This is a genomic window from Pseudomonas sp. S35 (assembly GCF_009866765.1).
In the GTDB taxonomy this organism is placed as follows: Bacteria; Pseudomonadota; Gammaproteobacteria; order Pseudomonadales; family Pseudomonadaceae; genus Aquipseudomonas.
The window spans coordinates 5,917,586-5,934,021 of sequence record NZ_CP019431.1 but is presented as its reverse complement, the minus strand read 5'-3'; the positions used below and the strand labels follow the sequence as shown (position 1 = coordinate 5,934,021).

Annotated in this window: 12 protein-coding genes; all 12 read left to right on the top strand. The window is 55.4% G+C overall.

Annotation, left to right across the window (positions count from 1 at the left end; genetic code table 11):
* The first annotated feature begins 26 nt into the window (after window positions 1–26).
* Entirely contained in the window at window positions 27–392 is a 366-nt protein-coding gene (rplL, locus tag PspS35_RS26815; protein WP_053138313.1) for a 50S ribosomal protein L7/L12, read from the top strand.
* 219 nt (window positions 393–611) lie between these two features.
* Window positions 612–4,685, top strand: coding sequence for a DNA-directed RNA polymerase subunit beta (rpoB, locus tag PspS35_RS26810; RefSeq protein ID WP_116629462.1), 4,074 nt, complete (start codon window positions 612–614; stop codon window positions 4,683–4,685).
* Between the two features lie 64 nt (window positions 4,686–4,749).
* Window positions 4,750–8,949, top strand: a complete 4,200-nt coding sequence (gene rpoC / locus PspS35_RS26805) for a DNA-directed RNA polymerase subunit beta' (RefSeq protein ID WP_065924112.1) — start codon at window positions 4,750–4,752, stop codon at window positions 8,947–8,949.
* Between the two features lie 216 nt (window positions 8,950–9,165).
* On the top strand, window positions 9,166–9,537 hold the full coding sequence (gene rpsL / locus PspS35_RS26800; protein ID WP_002555494.1) for a 30S ribosomal protein S12: 372 nt from the start codon (window positions 9,166–9,168) through the stop codon (window positions 9,535–9,537).
* 118 nt (window positions 9,538–9,655) lie between these two features.
* Window positions 9,656–10,126, top strand: a complete 471-nt coding sequence (gene rpsG / locus PspS35_RS26795) for a 30S ribosomal protein S7 (protein WP_002555493.1) — start codon at window positions 9,656–9,658, stop codon at window positions 10,124–10,126.
* Between the two features lie 30 nt (window positions 10,127–10,156).
* Window positions 10,157–12,262: an elongation factor G gene (fusA, locus tag PspS35_RS26790; protein ID WP_122307023.1), complete on the top strand. Its 2,106-nt coding sequence runs from the start codon at window positions 10,157–10,159 to the stop codon at window positions 12,260–12,262.
* A 30-nt stretch (window positions 12,263–12,292) separates the two neighbouring features.
* On the top strand, window positions 12,293–13,486 hold the full coding sequence (gene tuf / locus PspS35_RS26785; protein ID WP_057010371.1) for an elongation factor Tu: 1,194 nt from the start codon (window positions 12,293–12,295) through the stop codon (window positions 13,484–13,486).
* 157 nt (window positions 13,487–13,643) lie between these two features.
* Window positions 13,644–13,955: a 30S ribosomal protein S10 gene (gene rpsJ / locus PspS35_RS26780; protein ID WP_003186070.1), complete on the top strand. Its 312-nt coding sequence runs from the start codon at window positions 13,644–13,646 to the stop codon at window positions 13,953–13,955.
* An 81-nt stretch (window positions 13,956–14,036) separates the two neighbouring features.
* A complete protein-coding gene (gene rplC, locus PspS35_RS26775) occupies window positions 14,037–14,672 on the top strand; it encodes a 50S ribosomal protein L3 (protein ID WP_003194649.1) in 636 nt (211 codons plus the stop codon).
* Window positions 14,673–14,684: 12 nt separating this feature from the next.
* Complete coding sequence (rplD, locus tag PspS35_RS26770; protein WP_003176424.1) at window positions 14,685–15,287, top strand: 50S ribosomal protein L4; 603 nt, start codon at window positions 14,685–14,687, stop codon at window positions 15,285–15,287.
* On the top strand, window positions 15,284–15,583 hold the full coding sequence (gene rplW / locus PspS35_RS26765) for a 50S ribosomal protein L23 (protein ID WP_002555488.1): 300 nt from the start codon (window positions 15,284–15,286) through the stop codon (window positions 15,581–15,583). Before rplD ends, rplW begins: the two co-directional genes overlap by 4 nt.
* A 14-nt stretch (window positions 15,584–15,597) precedes the next feature.
* Complete coding sequence (rplB, locus tag PspS35_RS26760) at window positions 15,598–16,422, top strand: 50S ribosomal protein L2 (RefSeq protein ID WP_003176423.1); 825 nt, start codon at window positions 15,598–15,600, stop codon at window positions 16,420–16,422.
* The last annotated feature ends 14 nt before the right edge of the window (window positions 16,423–16,436 follow it).

The following is a 16,436-nucleotide window of genomic DNA, read 5'->3' as shown; positions in this document are numbered from 1 at the left end:
CGTCCCCCAATTCAGGAAATACAGCAATGTCTATCTCCCAAGACGATATCCTCAACGCCGTAGCTGAAATGTCGGTTCTGCAGGTTGTTGAGCTGATCAAAGCTTTCGAAGAAAAATTCGGCGTTTCCGCTGCCGCTGCTTCCGCTGGCCCAGCTGCTGCTGCTGCCGTTGTTGAAGAGCAAACCGAATTCAACGTCATGCTGCTGGAAGCTGGCGAGAAGAAAGTAAACGTGATCAAGGCAGTACGTGAACTGACCGGTCTGGGCCTGAAAGAAGCCAAGGCTGTAGTTGACGGCGCTCCTGCTATGGTCCTGGAAGCAGTGACCAAAGATGCAGGCGACAAAGCCAAGGCAACTCTGGAAGAAGCAGGCGCTAAAGTCGAGCTGAAGTAAGCATCGACATTGCGTCTCCAGCCCAAGCGTTAAGCTGAAGGCTGATGGCTGGTGGCTCTTGCCACCGGCCTTTTTCCGTTCTTGGCTGCCGACTCGGTCGCCGCCATGAACGCGCTGTAGCCACCCGATGCGGTGGTGCAAACCAAGGGGTTTGCAAGATTTTCTGGCTGCTCCCGTCGGAGGGGCCAAACAAGCAGGTGACCAAGCTGGGGAACGCTGATGGCTTACTCATATACTGAGAAAAAACGTATCCGCAAGGACTTTAGCAAGTTGCCGGACGTCATGGATGTCCCGTACCTTCTGGCTATCCAGCTGGATTCGTATCGTGAATTCTTGCAGGCGGGAGCGACCAAAGATCAGTTCCGCGACGTGGGCCTGCATGCGGCCTTCAAATCCGTTTTCCCGATCATCAGCTACTCCGGCAATGCTGCGCTGGAGTACGTCGGTTATCGCCTGGGCGAACCGGCATTTGATGTCAAAGAATGCGTGTTGCGCGGTGTTACGTACGCCGTACCTTTGCGGGTAAAAGTCCGCCTGATCATTTTCGACAAAGAATCGTCGAACAAAGCGATCAAGGACATCAAAGAGCAAGAAGTCTACATGGGCGAAATCCCACTGATGACTGAGAACGGTACCTTCGTTATCAACGGTACCGAACGTGTAATCGTTTCCCAGCTGCACCGTTCCCCTGGCGTGTTCTTCGACCACGACCGCGGCAAGACGCACAGCTCCGGTAAACTGCTGTACTCCGCGCGGATCATCCCGTACCGCGGTTCGTGGTTGGACTTCGAGTTCGACCCGAAAGACTGCGTGTTCGTGCGTATCGACCGTCGTCGCAAGCTGCCGGCCTCGGTACTGCTGCGCGCGCTCGGTTACACCACTGAGCAAGTGCTGGACGCTTTCTATACCACCAACGTATTCAGCCTGAAGGATGAAACCCTCAGCCTGGAGCTGATTGCTTCGCGTCTGCGTGGTGAAATTGCCGTTCTGGATATCCAGGATGAGAAGGGCAAGGTCATTGTTGAAGCGGGTCGTCGTATTACTGCGCGCCACATCAACCAGATCGAAAAAGCCGGTATCAAGTCGTTGGACGTGCCTCTGGACTACGTCCTGGGTCGCACCACCGCCAAGGCCATCGTTCACCCAGCCACAGGCGAGATCCTGGCTGAGTGCAACACCGAGCTGAACACCGAGATCCTGGCAAAAATCGCCAAGGCCCAGGTTGTTCGTCTCGAGACCTTGTACACCAACGATATCGACTGTGGTCCGTTCGTCTCCGACACGCTGAAGATCGACTCCACCAGCAACCAATTGGAAGCGCTGGTCGAGATCTATCGCATGATGCGTCCTGGCGAGCCACCAACCAAAGACGCTGCCGAAACCCTGTTCAACAACCTGTTCTTCAGCCCTGAGCGTTATGACCTGTCTGCGGTCGGCCGGATGAAGTTCAACCGTCGTATCGGTCGTACCGAGATCGAAGGTTCGGGCGTGCTGTGCAAGGAAGATATCGTTGCGGTCCTGAAGACCCTGGTCGACATCCGTAACGGCAAAGGCATCGTCGATGACATCGACCACCTGGGTAACCGTCGTGTTCGCTGCGTAGGCGAAATGGCCGAAAACCAGTTCCGCGTTGGCCTGGTACGTGTTGAGCGTGCGGTCAAAGAGCGTCTGTCGATGGCTGAAAGCGAAGGCCTGATGCCGCAAGACCTGATCAACGCCAAGCCAGTGGCTGCGGCGGTGAAGGAGTTCTTCGGTTCCAGCCAGCTCTCGCAGTTCATGGACCAGAACAACCCGCTCTCCGAGATCACCCACAAGCGCCGTGTTTCCGCACTGGGCCCGGGCGGTCTGACCCGTGAGCGTGCAGGCTTTGAAGTTCGTGACGTACACCCGACGCACTACGGTCGCGTATGCCCGATCGAAACGCCGGAAGGTCCGAACATCGGTCTGATCAACTCCCTGGCCGCTTATGCGCGCACCAACCAGTACGGCTTCCTTGAGAGCCCGTACCGTGTGGTGAAAGACGCTCTGGTCACCGACGAGATCGTTTTCCTGTCCGCCATCGAAGAAGCTGATCACGTGATCGCTCAGGCTTCGGCCACGATGAACGACAAGAAAGTCCTGATCGACGAGCTGGTAGCTGTTCGTCACTTGAACGAGTTCACCGTCAAGGCGCCGGAAGACGTCACCTTGATGGACGTATCGCCGAAGCAGGTAGTTTCGGTTGCTGCGTCGCTGATCCCGTTCCTGGAACACGATGACGCCAACCGTGCGTTGATGGGTTCCAACATGCAGCGTCAAGCTGTACCAACCCTGCGCGCTGACAAGCCGCTGGTAGGTACCGGCATGGAGCGTAACGTAGCCCGTGACTCCGGCGTTTGCGTCGTGGCTCGTCGTGGCGGCGTGATCGACTCCGTTGATGCCAGCCGTATCGTGGTTCGTGTTGCCGATGACGAAGTTGAAACTGGCGAAGCCGGTGTCGACATCTACAACCTGACCAAATACACCCGCTCGAACCAGAACACCTGCATCAACCAGCGTCCGCTGGTGAGCAAGGGTGATCGCGTTCAGCGTAGCGACATCATGGCCGACGGCCCGTCCACCGACATGGGTGAACTGGCACTGGGTCAGAACATGCGCATCGCGTTCATGGCATGGAACGGCTTCAACTTCGAAGACTCCATCTGCCTGTCCGAGCGTGTTGTTCAAGAAGACCGCTTCACCACGATCCACATCCAAGAACTGACCTGCGTGGCACGTGACACCAAGCTTGGGCCTGAAGAGATCACTGCAGACATCCCGAACGTGGGTGAAGCTGCACTGAACAAGCTGGACGAAGCCGGTATCGTTTACGTAGGTGCTGAAGTAGGCGCAGGCGACATCCTGGTCGGTAAGGTCACTCCGAAAGGCGAGACCCAACTGACTCCGGAAGAAAAACTGCTGCGTGCCATCTTCGGTGAAAAAGCCAGCGACGTTAAAGACACTTCCCTGCGTGTACCTACCGGTACCAAAGGTACTGTCATCGACGTACAGGTCTTCACCCGTGACGGCGTTGAGCGTGATGCTCGTGCACTGTCCATCGAGAAGACTCAGCTCGACGAGATCCGCAAGGACCTGAACGAAGAGTTCCGTATCGTTGAAGGCGCGACCTTCGAACGTCTGCGTTCCGCTCTGGTAGGCCACAAGGCTGAAGGCGGCGCAGGTCTGAAGAAAGGTCAGGACATCACCGACGAAATTCTCGACGGTCTTGAGCACGGCCAGTGGTTCAAACTGCGCATGGCTGAAGATGCTCTGAACGAGCAACTCGAGAAGGCTCAGGCCTACATCGTTGATCGCCGCCGTCTGCTGGACGACAAGTTCGAAGACAAGAAGCGCAAACTGCAGCAGGGCGATGACCTGGCTCCAGGCGTGCTGAAAATCGTCAAGGTTTACCTGGCAATCCGTCGCCGCATCCAGCCGGGCGACAAGATGGCCGGCCGTCACGGTAACAAAGGTGTGGTCTCCGTGATCATGCCGGTTGAAGACATGCCGCACGATGCCAATGGCACCCCGGTCGACGTTGTCCTCAACCCGTTGGGCGTACCTTCGCGTATGAACGTTGGTCAGATCCTTGAAACCCACCTGGGCCTCGCGGCCAAAGGTCTGGGCGAGAAGATCAACCGTATGATCGAAGAGCAGCGCAAGGTCGCTGACCTGCGTAAGTTCCTGCACGAGATCTACAACGAGATCGGCGGTCGCAACGAAGAGCTGGACACCTTCTCCGACCAGGAAATCCTGGATCTGGCGAAGAACCTGCGCGGCGGCGTTCCAATGGCTACCCCGGTGTTCGACGGTGCCAAGGAAAGCGAAATCAAGGCCATGCTGAAACTGGCAGACCTGCCAGAAAGCGGCCAGATGCAGCTGTTCGACGGCCGTACCGGCAACAAGTTTGAGCGCCCGGTTACTGTTGGCTACATGTACATGCTGAAGCTGAACCACTTGGTAGACGACAAGATGCACGCTCGTTCTACCGGTTCGTACAGCCTGGTTACCCAGCAGCCGCTGGGTGGTAAGGCTCAGTTCGGTGGTCAGCGTTTCGGGGAGATGGAGGTCTGGGCACTGGAAGCATACGGTGCTGCATACACTCTGCAAGAAATGCTCACAGTGAAGTCGGACGATGTGAACGGTCGTACCAAGATGTACAAAAACATCGTGGACGGCGATCACCGTATGGAGCCGGGCATGCCCGAGTCCTTCAACGTGTTGATCAAAGAAATTCGTTCCCTCGGCATCGATATCGATCTGGAAACCGAATAACACGTGACGCGAATCGAGAGCGGGGCTGCTTAGCCCGCTCTCTGCTCCGCCAGGAGGAAAGGCCTTGAAAGACCTACTGAATTTGCTGAAAAACCAGGGTCAAGTCGAAGAGTTCGACGCCATCCGTATTGGATTGGCATCGCCTGAGATGATCCGTTCGTGGTCGTTCGGTGAAGTTAAAAAGCCGGAAACCATCAACTACCGTACGTTCAAACCTGAGCGTGACGGCCTGTTCTGCGCCAAGATCTTTGGCCCGGTAAAGGATTACGAGTGCCTGTGCGGTAAGTACAAGCGCTTGAAGCACCGCGGTGTGATCTGCGAGAAGTGCGGCGTTGAAGTCGCGCTGGCCAAGGTTCGTCGTGAGCGCATGGCGCACATCGAGCTGGCTTCGCCGGTTGCCCACATCTGGTTCCTGAAATCGCTGCCGTCCCGTATCGGCTTGCTGATGGACATGACCCTGCGTGATATCGAACGCGTTCTCTACTTCGAGAGCTATGTCGTTATCGATCCAGGCATGACCACCCTTGAAAAAGGTCAGTTGCTGAACGACGAGCAGTACTTCGAAGCGCTGGAAGAGTTCGGCGACGATTTCGATGCCCGCATGGGTGCCGAAGCTGTCCGTGAGCTGCTGCACGCTATCGACCTGGAGCACGAGATTGGTCGTCTGCGCGAAGAGATTCCGCAAACCAACTCCGAAACCAAGATCAAGAAGCTGTCCAAGCGTCTGAAGTTGATGGAAGCCTTCCAGGGTTCCGGCAACTTGCCAGAGTGGATGGTGCTGACCGTTCTGCCGGTTCTGCCGCCAGACCTGCGTCCGCTGGTACCGTTGGACGGTGGTCGTTTCGCGACGTCCGACCTCAACGACCTGTACCGCCGCGTGATCAACCGTAACAACCGCTTGAAGCGCCTGCTTGATCTGTCCGCTCCGGACATCATCGTGCGCAACGAAAAGCGTATGTTGCAGGAAGCTGTCGATGCCCTGCTCGACAACGGTCGTCGTGGCCGCGCTATCACCGGTTCCAACAAGCGTCCTCTGAAATCCCTGGCTGACATGATCAAGGGTAAGCAGGGTCGTTTCCGTCAGAACTTGCTCGGTAAGCGTGTTGACTACTCGGGTCGTTCGGTAATTACCGTAGGCCCGACCCTGCGTCTGCACCAGTGCGGTCTGCCTAAGAAGATGGCACTTGAGCTGTTCAAGCCGTTCATCTTCGGCAAGCTGGAAATGCGCGGTCTCGCGACCACCATCAAAGCGGCCAAGAAAATGGTCGAGCGCGAACTGCCAGAGGTTTGGGACGTTCTCGCTGAGGTGATTCGCGAACACCCGGTTCTCCTCAACCGTGCACCGACCCTTCACCGTCTGGGTATCCAGGCTTTTGAACCGGTACTGATCGAAGGTAAGGCTATCCAGCTGCACCCTCTGGTCTGTGCTGCGTACAACGCCGACTTCGACGGCGACCAAATGGCCGTGCACGTACCGCTGACACTGGAAGCCCAGTTGGAAGCGCGTGCGTTGATGATGTCGACCAACAACATCCTGTCGCCAGCCAACGGTGAGCCAATCATCGTTCCGTCGCAGGACGTTGTACTGGGTCTGTACTACATGACCCGTGAAGCGATCAACGCCAAAGGCGAAGGTCGAGTATTCGCTGACTTGCAAGAAGTTGACCGTGTGTTCCGTGCCGGCGAAGCCGCACTGCACGCCAAGGTCAAAGTGCGGATCAACGAAACCGTCAACGACCGTGACGGCGGCAGCGTGAGCGGCACCCGTATCGTCGACACCACTGTCGGCCGTGCGCTGCTGTATCAGGTTGTGCCAAAAGGTCTGTCGTACGACGTCGTCAACTTGCCGATGAAGAAAAAGGCGATCTCCAAGCTGATCAACCAGTGCTACCGCGTGGTTGGTTTGAAAGAGACCGTGATCTTCGCTGACCAGTTGATGTACACCGGTTTTGCTTATTCGACCATTTCCGGCGTTTCCATCGGTGTTAACGACTTTGTTATCCCGGATGAAAAAGCCCGCATCATCAGTGCTGCCACTGATGAAGTGAAAGAGATCGAAAGCCAGTACGCCTCGGGCCTGGTAACACAGGGCGAGAAGTACAACAAAGTGATCGACCTTTGGTCCAAGGCCAACGACGAAGTTTCCAAGGCAATGATGGCCAACCTCTCGAAAGAGAAAGTCATCGACCGTCATGGCGACGAAGTTGACCAAGAATCCTTCAACTCGATGTACATGATGGCCGACTCGGGCGCACGGGGTTCTGCTGCGCAGATCCGTCAGCTCGCCGGTATGCGTGGCCTGATGGCCAAGCCGGACGGTTCCATCATCGAAACGCCGATTACTGCGAACTTCCGTGAAGGTTTGAGCGTACTTCAGTACTTCATCTCCACTCACGGTGCTCGTAAGGGTCTTGCGGATACCGCGTTGAAAACCGCTAACTCCGGTTACCTGACTCGTCGTCTGGTAGACGTCGCACAAGATCTGGTTGTAACCGAGATCGATTGCGGCACCGAGCACGGCCTGCTGATGACACCGCACATTGAAGGCGGTGACGTTGTAGAGCCACTGGGTGAGCGCGTATTGGGTCGTGTTATTGCCCGTGACGTATTCAAGCCAGGTACCGAGGAAGTTATCGTTCCTGCCGGCACTCTGGTTGACGAGAAGTGGGTCGAGTTCATCGAGCTCAACAGCATCGACGAAGTGATTGTTCGCTCGCCGATCAGCTGCGAAACCCGCTACGGCATTTGCGCCAAGTGCTACGGCCGTGACTTGGCTCGTGGTCACCAGGTGAACATCGGTGAAGCGGTCGGCGTTATCGCTGCCCAGTCCATCGGTGAGCCGGGTACCCAGCTGACCATGCGTACGTTCCACATCGGTGGTGCGGCAAGCCGGACCTCCGCAGCCGACAGCGTTCAGGTGAAGAACGGCGGTACTGTCCGCCTTCACAACCTCAAGCACGTTGAGCGAGTGGATGGTCACCTGGTTGCTGTGTCCCGTTCCGGTGAGCTGGCAATCGCTGATGACTACGGTCGTGAGCGTGAGCGCTACAAGCTGCCGTACGGTGCTGTGATTTCGGTTAAAGAAGGTGACAAGGTCGACGCTGGCGCAATCGTGGCCAAGTGGGATCCGCACACTCACCCAATCGTTACCGAAATGAAAGGTACCGTGACCTACGTGGGCATGGAAGAAGGCATCACGATCAAGCGTCAGACTGACGAATTGACCGGTATGACCAACATTGAAGTACTCGACGCGAAAGATCGTCCGGCTGCCGGTAAAGACATCCGTCCTGCCGTGAAGATGGTTGATGACAACGGCAAGGATCTGTTGCTGCCAGGCACTGACGTAATCGCTCAGTACTTCCTGCCAGCCAACGCCCTGGTCGGTGTAGCGGATGGTGCGAAGATCGCGATCGGTGATGTTATCGCGCGTATTCCGCAAGAAACTTCGAAGACTCGAGACATCACCGGTGGTCTGCCGCGTGTTGCCGACTTGTTCGAAGCTCGTCGTCCGAAAGAAGCGTCGATTCTGGCTGAAGTCAGCGGCACCATCGCGTTCGGTAAAGAGACCAAGGGCAAGCGCCGTCTGGTTATTACCCCGAACGACGGTACCGATCCGTACGAAGAGCTGATTCCGAAGTGGCGTCACCTGAACGTGTTCGAAGGCGAACAGGTAAACCGCGGCGAAGTTATCTCCGACGGTCCGAGCGATCCACACGACATCCTGCGTCTGCTGGGTGTGAGTGCGCTGGCCAAGTACATCGTTAACGAAATCCAGGACGTTTACCGTCTGCAGGGCGTGAAGATCAACGATAAGCACATCGAGACCATCCTGCGTCAGATGTTGCGTAAAGTTGAAATCGCTGAATCCGGCGATTCGAGTTTCATCAAGGGCGACCAGATGGAACTGACTCACGTACTGGTAGAGAACGAGCGTCTGGCGGGTGACGAGAAATTCGTTTCCAAGTTCACGCGCGTTCTGCTGGGTATCACCAAGGCGTCGTTGTCCACTGAATCGTTCATCTCGGCGGCCTCCTTCCAGGAGACCACTCGCGTACTGACCGAAGCAGCGGTAACCGGCAAGCGCGACTACTTGCGCGGCCTGAAGGAAAACGTGGTTGTGGGTCGTCTGATCCCGGCCGGTACCGGTTTGGCTTACCACAGCGAGCGCAAGCGCCGCCGTGATGCTGACAAGCCGTTGCGCGTAAGCGCCAGTGAAGTGGAAGCTGCACTGACCGAAGCGCTGAACTCAAGCGGTAACTGAGTTCTGCGGTAGATAAGACTGGGCCCTGGCACCCCCGTTCGTCGGATCAAGGCAATTTTGCTGCGGTTGGACGAGAGGGGAGGTCGGGGCCTTGCCTTGACTGGGGGCAAGATCCTCTTTAGACTCTTGTACCCCTAAATTTGGCGGGAATTCGTTCCTGCCATTTTGCTTTTCTTGCAAGACAATAGCGTCGCAAGACAACAGTGGAGCTAGTAGATGGCAACTATCAACCAGCTGGTACGTCAGCCGCGTAAGCGTATCGTCGAGAAATCCGACGTGCCTGCGCTGCAGAACTGCCCGCAACGTCGTGGCGTATGCACCCGTGTGTATACCACCACGCCGAAAAAACCTAACTCGGCACTGCGTAAAGTATGCCGTGTGCGTCTGACCAACGGTTTCGAGGTTTCCTCGTACATCGGCGGTGAAGGCCACAACCTGCAAGAGCACAGCGTGGTACTGATCCGCGGCGGTCGTGTAAAAGACTTGCCAGGTGTTCGTTACCACACCGTACGCGGATCCTTGGATACTTCCGGCGTTAAAGGTCGTAACCAGGGTCGTTCGAAGTACGGTACCAAGAAGCCTAAGTAGTAGCGGCTTTTTGTAAAACTGAATCATCTTATTTTCTGAGTCGATAAGAGTAAGGTCGGAGGCGTCCCGAAAGGGCACCGATTCCGAGCGAACCTGAAGACCGTTTGAGGGCTTATCCATGCCAAGAAGACGCGTAGCAGCCAAGCGCGAAGTGCTTGACGATCCAAAATACGGAAGCCAAATCCTGGCCAAGTTCATGAACCACGTGATGGAAAGCGGCAAGAAAGCCGTTGCCGAGCGTATCGTTTATGGCGCGCTGGAAAAGGTTAAAGAACGCAAGAACAGCGACCCCCTGGAAATCTTCGAGAAAGCTCTCGACGCCATCGCTCCGCTGGTCGAAGTGAAGTCGCGCCGTGTAGGCGGTGCTACTTACCAGGTTCCGGTCGAAGTTCGTCCGTCCCGTCGTAACGCTCTGGCAATGCGCTGGTTGGTAGACTTCGCCCGTAAGCGTGGCGAGAAGTCTATGGCTCTGCGTTTGGCCGGCGAACTGTTGGACGCTGCTGAAGGTAAAGGTGCTGCTGTTAAGAAGCGTGAAGACGTGCACCGTATGGCTGAAGCTAACAAAGCTTTCTCGCACTACCGCTTCTAATCTTAGCTTCACTAATTTTGCGAGGGCTTTATGGCTCGTACTACTCCGATTAGCCGCTACCGTAACATCGGTATCGTTGCTCACGTGGATGCTGGTAAAACCACCACCACCGAGCGCGTACTGTTTTACACCGGCAAAAGTCACAAGATGGGCGAGGTGCATGATGGCGCCGCGACCACAGACTGGATGGTTCAGGAGCAGGAGCGTGGTATTACCATTACTTCTGCTGCTATTACCGCCTTCTGGAAAGGTTCCGAGAAGCAGTACAAAGATGAGCACCGCTTCAACGTAATCGATACTCCGGGCCACGTTGACTTCACCATTGAAGTTGAACGTTCCCTGCGCGTACTCGACGGCGCTGTCGTTGTGTTCTGCGGTACCTCGGGTGTTGAGCCTCAGTCGGAAACCGTATGGCGTCAAGCCAACAAATACGGCGTTCCACGTCTTGTTTACGTAAACAAGATGGACCGTGCTGGTGCCAACTTCCTGCGCGTGATCGGTCAGATCAAGCAGCGTCTGGGTCACACCCCGGTTCCAATCCAGTTGGCTATCGGTTCCGAAGACAACTTCCAAGGCCAGATCGATCTGCTGACCATGGAAGCTGTTTACTGGAACGATGCTGACAAAGGTATGGTTCCTGTTCGTAAGCCAATCCCTGCTGAATTGCAGGAGCTGGCTGATGAGTGGCGCAACAACATGGTTGAGGCTGCTGCCGAAGCCAATGAAGATCTGATGAACAAGTACCTCGAAGGTGAAGAACTCACCAACGTGGAGATCAAGGCTGCTCTGCGTCAGCGTACTATCGCTGGCGAAATCGTCTTGGCTGTTTGCGGTTCTTCCTTCAAGAACAAGGGTGTTCCTCTGGTTCTCGATGCTGTGATCGACTACCTGCCGGCGCCAGTTGATATTCCTGCCATCAAGGGTACTGACCCGGATGACGAGACTATCGAGCTGGAGCGTCATGCAGACGACGCAGAACCGTTCTCCGCTCTGGCATTTAAAATTGCCACTGACCCATTCGTGGGTACCTTGACCTTCGTCCGTGTTTACTCGGGCGTGTTGAACTCCGGCGACGGCGTGATCAACTCGGTTAAAGGTAAGAAAGAGCGTGTGGGTCGTATGGTGCAAATGCACGCAAACGCCCGTGAAGAGATCAAGGAAGTGCGCGCTGGTGACATCGCGGCCCTGATCGGCATGAAGGACGTCACCACTGGTGAGACTTTGTGCAATGCTGACAAGCCAATCATCCTGGTTCGCATGGACTTCCCGGAGCCGGTTATTTCGGTTGCCGTAGAGCCTAAGACCAAGGATGACCAGGAAAAAATGGGTATCGCTCTGGGCAAGCTTGCTCAGGAAGATCCATCTTTCCGCGTCAAAACTGATGAAGAGACTGGTCAAACGATCATCTCCGGCATGGGCGAGTTGCACCTGGACATCCTGGTTGACCGGATGCGCCGTGAGTTCAACGTCGAAGCCAACATCGGTAAGCCTCAGGTTTCCTATCGTGAGCGCATCACGAAGAACTGTGAAATCGAAGGCAAGTTCGTTCGTCAGTCCGGCGGTCGTGGTCAGTTCGGTCACTGCTGGATCCGTTTTGCTCCTGCTGACGAAGGTCAGGAAGGTCTGCAATTCGTGAACGAAGTAGTAGGTGGTGTTGTTCCTAAGGAATACATCCCTGCTATCCAGAAGGGTATCGAAGAGCAGATGAAGAACGGTGTTGTTGCCGGCTATCCGCTGATCGGCCTGAAAGCAACCGTTTTTGACGGTTCTTACCACGACGTCGACTCCAACGAGATGGCGTTTAAGGTGGCTGCTTCCATGGCAACCAAGCAACTGGCCCAAAAGGGCGGTGGTGAGTTGCTTGAGCCAATCATGGCGGTAGAAGTTGTTACACCTGAAGACTATATGGGTGATGTCATGGGCGACCTTAACCGTCGTCGCGGCATGATCTTGGGTATGGAAGACACGGTTTCCGGCAAAGTGATTCGCGCCGAGGTTCCGTTGGGTGAGATGTTCGGTTATGCGACCGACGTTCGCTCCATGTCCCAGGGTCGCGCAAGCTACTCTATGGAATTCAAAAAATACAACACAGCTCCGGCGCACATCGCTGAAACTGTATCCAAAAAACAAGGCTGATTCAGTCCTTTAGGCAAGGAGTTAATTGTCGTGGCTAAAGAAAAATTTGATCGTTCCCTACCGCACGTCAACGTTGGCACTATCGGTCACGTTGACCACGGTAAAACCACTCTGACCGCAGCTCTGACTCGCGTCTGCTCCGAAGTTTTCGGTTCCGCAGTCGTTGATTTCGATAAAATCGACAGCGCTCCAGAAGAAAAAGCTCGTGGTATCACCATCAACACCGCGCACGTAGAGTACAACTCTTCGATTCGTCACTACGCTCACGTTGACTGCCCAGGTCACGCTGACTACGTGAAGAACATGATCACTGGTGCTGCCCAGATGGACGGCGCGATCCTGGTTTGCTCGGCCGCTGATGGTCCGATGCCACAAACCCGTGAGCACATCCTGCTGTCCCGTCAGGTAGGCGTTCCGTACATCGTGGTCTTCCTGAACAAGGCTGACCTGGTAGACGACGCTGAGCTGCTGGAACTGGTTGAGATGGAAGTGCGCGATCTGCTGAGCACTTACGACTTCCCAGGCGACGACACTCCGATCATCATCGGTTCTGCTCGTATGGCGCTGGAAGGCAAAGACGACAACGAAATGGGCACTACCGCTGTTAAGAAGCTGGTAGAGACTCTGGACAGCTACATCCCAGAACCAGTTCGTCTGACCGACAAGCCATTCCTGATGCCAATCGAAGACGTATTCTCGATCTCCGGTCGTGGTACTGTTGTTACCGGTCGTATCGAGCGCGGTATCGTTCGCGTTCAAGATGCTCTGGAAATCGTTGGTCTGCGTGACACCACCAACACCGTCTGCACTGGTGTTGAAATGTTCCGCAAGCTGCTCGACGAAGGTCGTGCTGGCGAGAACTGCGGCGTTCTGCTGCGTGGTACCAAGCGTGACGACGTTGAGCGTGGCCAGGTTCTGGTTAAGCCGGGTTCGGTTAAGCCGCACACCAAGTTCACCGCTGAAGTCTACGTTCTGAGCAAAGAAGAAGGCGGTCGTCATACTCCTTTCTTCAAAGGCTACCGTCCACAGTTCTACTTCCGCACTACTGACGTGACTGGTAACTGCCAGCTGCCAGAAGGCGTTGAAATGGTAATGCCAGGTGATAACATCCAAATGGAAGTTACCCTGATCAAAACCATCGCAATGGAAGACGGTCTGCGCTTCGCAATTCGTGAAGGCGGCCGTACTGTTGGCGCTGGTGTTGTAGCTAAAATCATCGAGTAAGCATCTCTTTTGAGATAGCTTCGATGCTTTGAAAAGCCCCCGCTCAGCGGGGGCTTTTTTATTGGGTTGACACCTATCTGGGGCGTCTATAGAATTGCGCCTCCTTTTAACGGGCGTATTGCGCTCGCTGGGAATAGCAGCCGGAGTCTGAAATCCAATGCAAAATCAGCAAATCCGTATCAGGTTGAAGGCTTTTGACCATCGCCTGATCGACCAATCCACCCAGGAAATCGTGGAAACCGCGAAACGTACTGGTGCTCAAGTGCGTGGTCCAATTCCACTGCCTACCCGTAAAGAGCGGTTCACCGTTCTGGTCTCCCCGCACGTCAACAAAGACGCGCGTGACCAGTACGAGATCCGTACTCATAAGCGCGTTCTGGACATCGTCCAGCCAACGGATAAAACCGTTGATGCACTTATGAAGCTTGATCTGGCGGCCGGTGTGGAAGTACAGATCAGCCTCGGCTAAGACTTGGGTCTTAGTCGTGTAACGCTCTGAAATGGGCGGCCATAGCGGGTGAAAGCCCCGTACACTCATGAGGTTTACAACATGACTATTGGTGTAGTCGGTCGTAAATGCGGTATGACCCGTATTTTCACCGAAGAAGGTGTCTCCATTCCGGTTACGGTCATTGAGATCGAACCGAATCGCGTCACCCAGTTCAAAACTGAAGAAACCGATGGCTATCGTGCAGTGCAAGTCACTGTCGGCGAGCGTCGTGCTTCGCGCGTGACTGCTGCTCAAGCAGGTCACTTCGCTAAAGCAAACGTTGCAGCTGGTCGTACTGTCATGGAGTTCCGTCTTGAAGATGGTGACTACCAGGCTGGCGATCTGATCAACGCTGAAATCTTCGCCGCTGGTCAACTGGTTGATGTAACCGGTCAGTCCAAGGGTAAAGGCTTCCAGGGTACGATCAAGCGTTGGAATTTCCGTGGTCAAGACAACACTCACGGTAACTCCGTTTCCCACCGCGTCCCGGGCTCTATTGGCCAGTGCCAGACTCCTGGTCGTGTATTCAAGGGCAAAAAAATGTCCGGTCATATGGGCGCTGAGCGCGTGACCGTGCAGTCCCTCGAAGTAGTGCGCGTCGACGCTGAACGCAATCTGTTGTTGGTCAAGGGTGCTGTTCCTGGCGCTACTGGCGGCAACCTGGTTGTACGTCCAGCGGCCAAGGCTCGCGGTTAAGGGGAAGCTGACATGCAATTAAATGTAAATGACGCTCAAGCGATCGAAGTTTCCGAACTGACATTTGGCGGCGAATTCAACGAGACGCTCGTTCACCAAGCAGTCGTGGCCTACATGGCCGGCGGCCGTCAAGGTAGCAAGCAGCAAAAGACCCGTTCCGACGTACGTGGTGGCGGTAAGCGCCCTTGGCGTCAGAAAGGTACTGGCCGTGCTCGTGCCGGTACTATCCGTAGCCCAATCTGGCGTGGCGGTGGTACCACTTTCGCAGCTCGTCCACAGGATCACTCTCAGAAGCTCAACAAGAAGATGTATCGCGCAGCACTGCGCTCCATCCTTGCTGAACTCGTGCGTACTGATCGTCTGGTCGTGGTTCAGGACTTCGCTGTTGAAAGTCCAAAAACCAAAGATCTGCTGGGCAAACTGAACAACATGAGCCTGACCGACGTTTTGATCGTGTCCGAAGCTGTTGATCAGAACCTGTACCTGGCTGCTCGCAACCTGCCGCACGTTGATGTACGTGACGTGCAAGGTTCCGATCCAGTTAGTCTGATCGCATACGACAAGGTGTTGATCACCGTGTCGGCCGTGAAGAAATTCGAGGAGCTGCTGGGATGAACCAGGAACGCGTATTTAAAGTTCTGCTTGGCCCGCACGTTTCCGAAAAGGCTACGGTTCTGGCTGACAAGAAAGGCCAGTTCGTTTTCAAGGTTGCAACTGACGCAACCAAGCTGGAAATCAAGAAGGCCGTCGAAAGCCTGTTCAGCGTGAAAGTTGAGCGTGTTACTACCCTGAATGTTCTGGGTAAGAGCAAGCGCACTGCTCGCGGTCTGGGCAAGCGTAATGACTGGAAGAAGGCAGTTATCTCCCTTCAGCCAGGCCAAGATCTCGATTTCAGCAGCAGTGCTGAGTAAGGAAGGGGTGCATCATGGCAATCGTTAAATGCAAACCGACTTCCCCTGGCCGCCGTTTTGTGGTCAAGGTGGTCAACCAGGAGCTGCATAAAGGCGCTCCTCACGCACCGCTGCTCGAGAAGAAATCGAAGACTGGTGGTCGTAACAACAATGGTCGCATTACCACTCGTCACATCGGTGGTGGCCATAAGCAGCATTATCGTCTGGTCGACTTCCGTCGCAACGACAAAGATGGCATCTCTGCCACTGTCGAGCGTATCGAATACGATCCAAACCGTACTGCTCACATCGCTCTGCTGCTGTACGCAGATGGCGAGCGTCGCTACATCATCGCCCCTAAAGGCGTGAGTGCTGGTGACCAGCTGATCGCAGGTGCTTTGGCGCCGATCAAGCCGGGCAACGCTCTGCAACTGCGTAACATTCCAGTTGGTAGCACCGTACACGGCATCGAATTGAAGCCAGGTAAAGGCGCGCAAATCGCTCGTTCCGCTGGTGCTTCGGCTCAGCTGATCGCTCGTGAAGGTGTCTACGTGACCCTGCGTCTGCGTTCTGGTGAGATGCGTAAAGTGCTGGCTGAATGCCGCGCGACCCTGGGTGAAGTCTCGAACTCCGAGCACAGCCTGCGTTCGCTGGGTAAAGCTGGTGCCAAACGCTGGCGTGGCGTTCGCCCAACCGTTCGTGGTGTTGCCATGAACCCGGTTGACCACCCACACGGTGGTGGTGAAGGTCGTACCTCTGGTGGTCGTCATCCGGTATCGCCATGGGGCTTCCCGACTAAGGGCGCGAAGACTCGTGGTAATAAGCGTACCGACAAAATGATCGTCCGTCGTCGCAAGTAAATAGAGGGATACGA

Coding starts and splice junctions, on each gene's coding strand:
- rplL (WP_053138313.1), top strand. CDS start 27: ATGTCTATCTCCCAAGACGATATCCTCAACGCCGTAGCTGAAATGTCG.
- rpoB (WP_116629462.1), top strand. CDS start 612: ATGGCTTACTCATATACTGAGAAAAAACGTATCCGCAAGGACTTTAGC.
- rpsL (WP_002555494.1), top strand. CDS start 9,166: ATGGCAACTATCAACCAGCTGGTACGTCAGCCGCGTAAGCGTATCGTC.
- rpsG (WP_002555493.1), top strand. CDS start 9,656: ATGCCAAGAAGACGCGTAGCAGCCAAGCGCGAAGTGCTTGACGATCCA.
- fusA (WP_122307023.1), top strand. CDS start 10,157: ATGGCTCGTACTACTCCGATTAGCCGCTACCGTAACATCGGTATCGTT.
- rpsJ (WP_003186070.1), top strand. CDS start 13,644: ATGCAAAATCAGCAAATCCGTATCAGGTTGAAGGCTTTTGACCATCGC.
- rplC (WP_003194649.1), top strand. CDS start 14,037: ATGACTATTGGTGTAGTCGGTCGTAAATGCGGTATGACCCGTATTTTC.
- rplD (WP_003176424.1), top strand. CDS start 14,685: ATGCAATTAAATGTAAATGACGCTCAAGCGATCGAAGTTTCCGAACTG.
- rplW (WP_002555488.1), top strand. CDS start 15,284: ATGAACCAGGAACGCGTATTTAAAGTTCTGCTTGGCCCGCACGTTTCC.
- rplB (WP_003176423.1), top strand. CDS start 15,598: ATGGCAATCGTTAAATGCAAACCGACTTCCCCTGGCCGCCGTTTTGTG.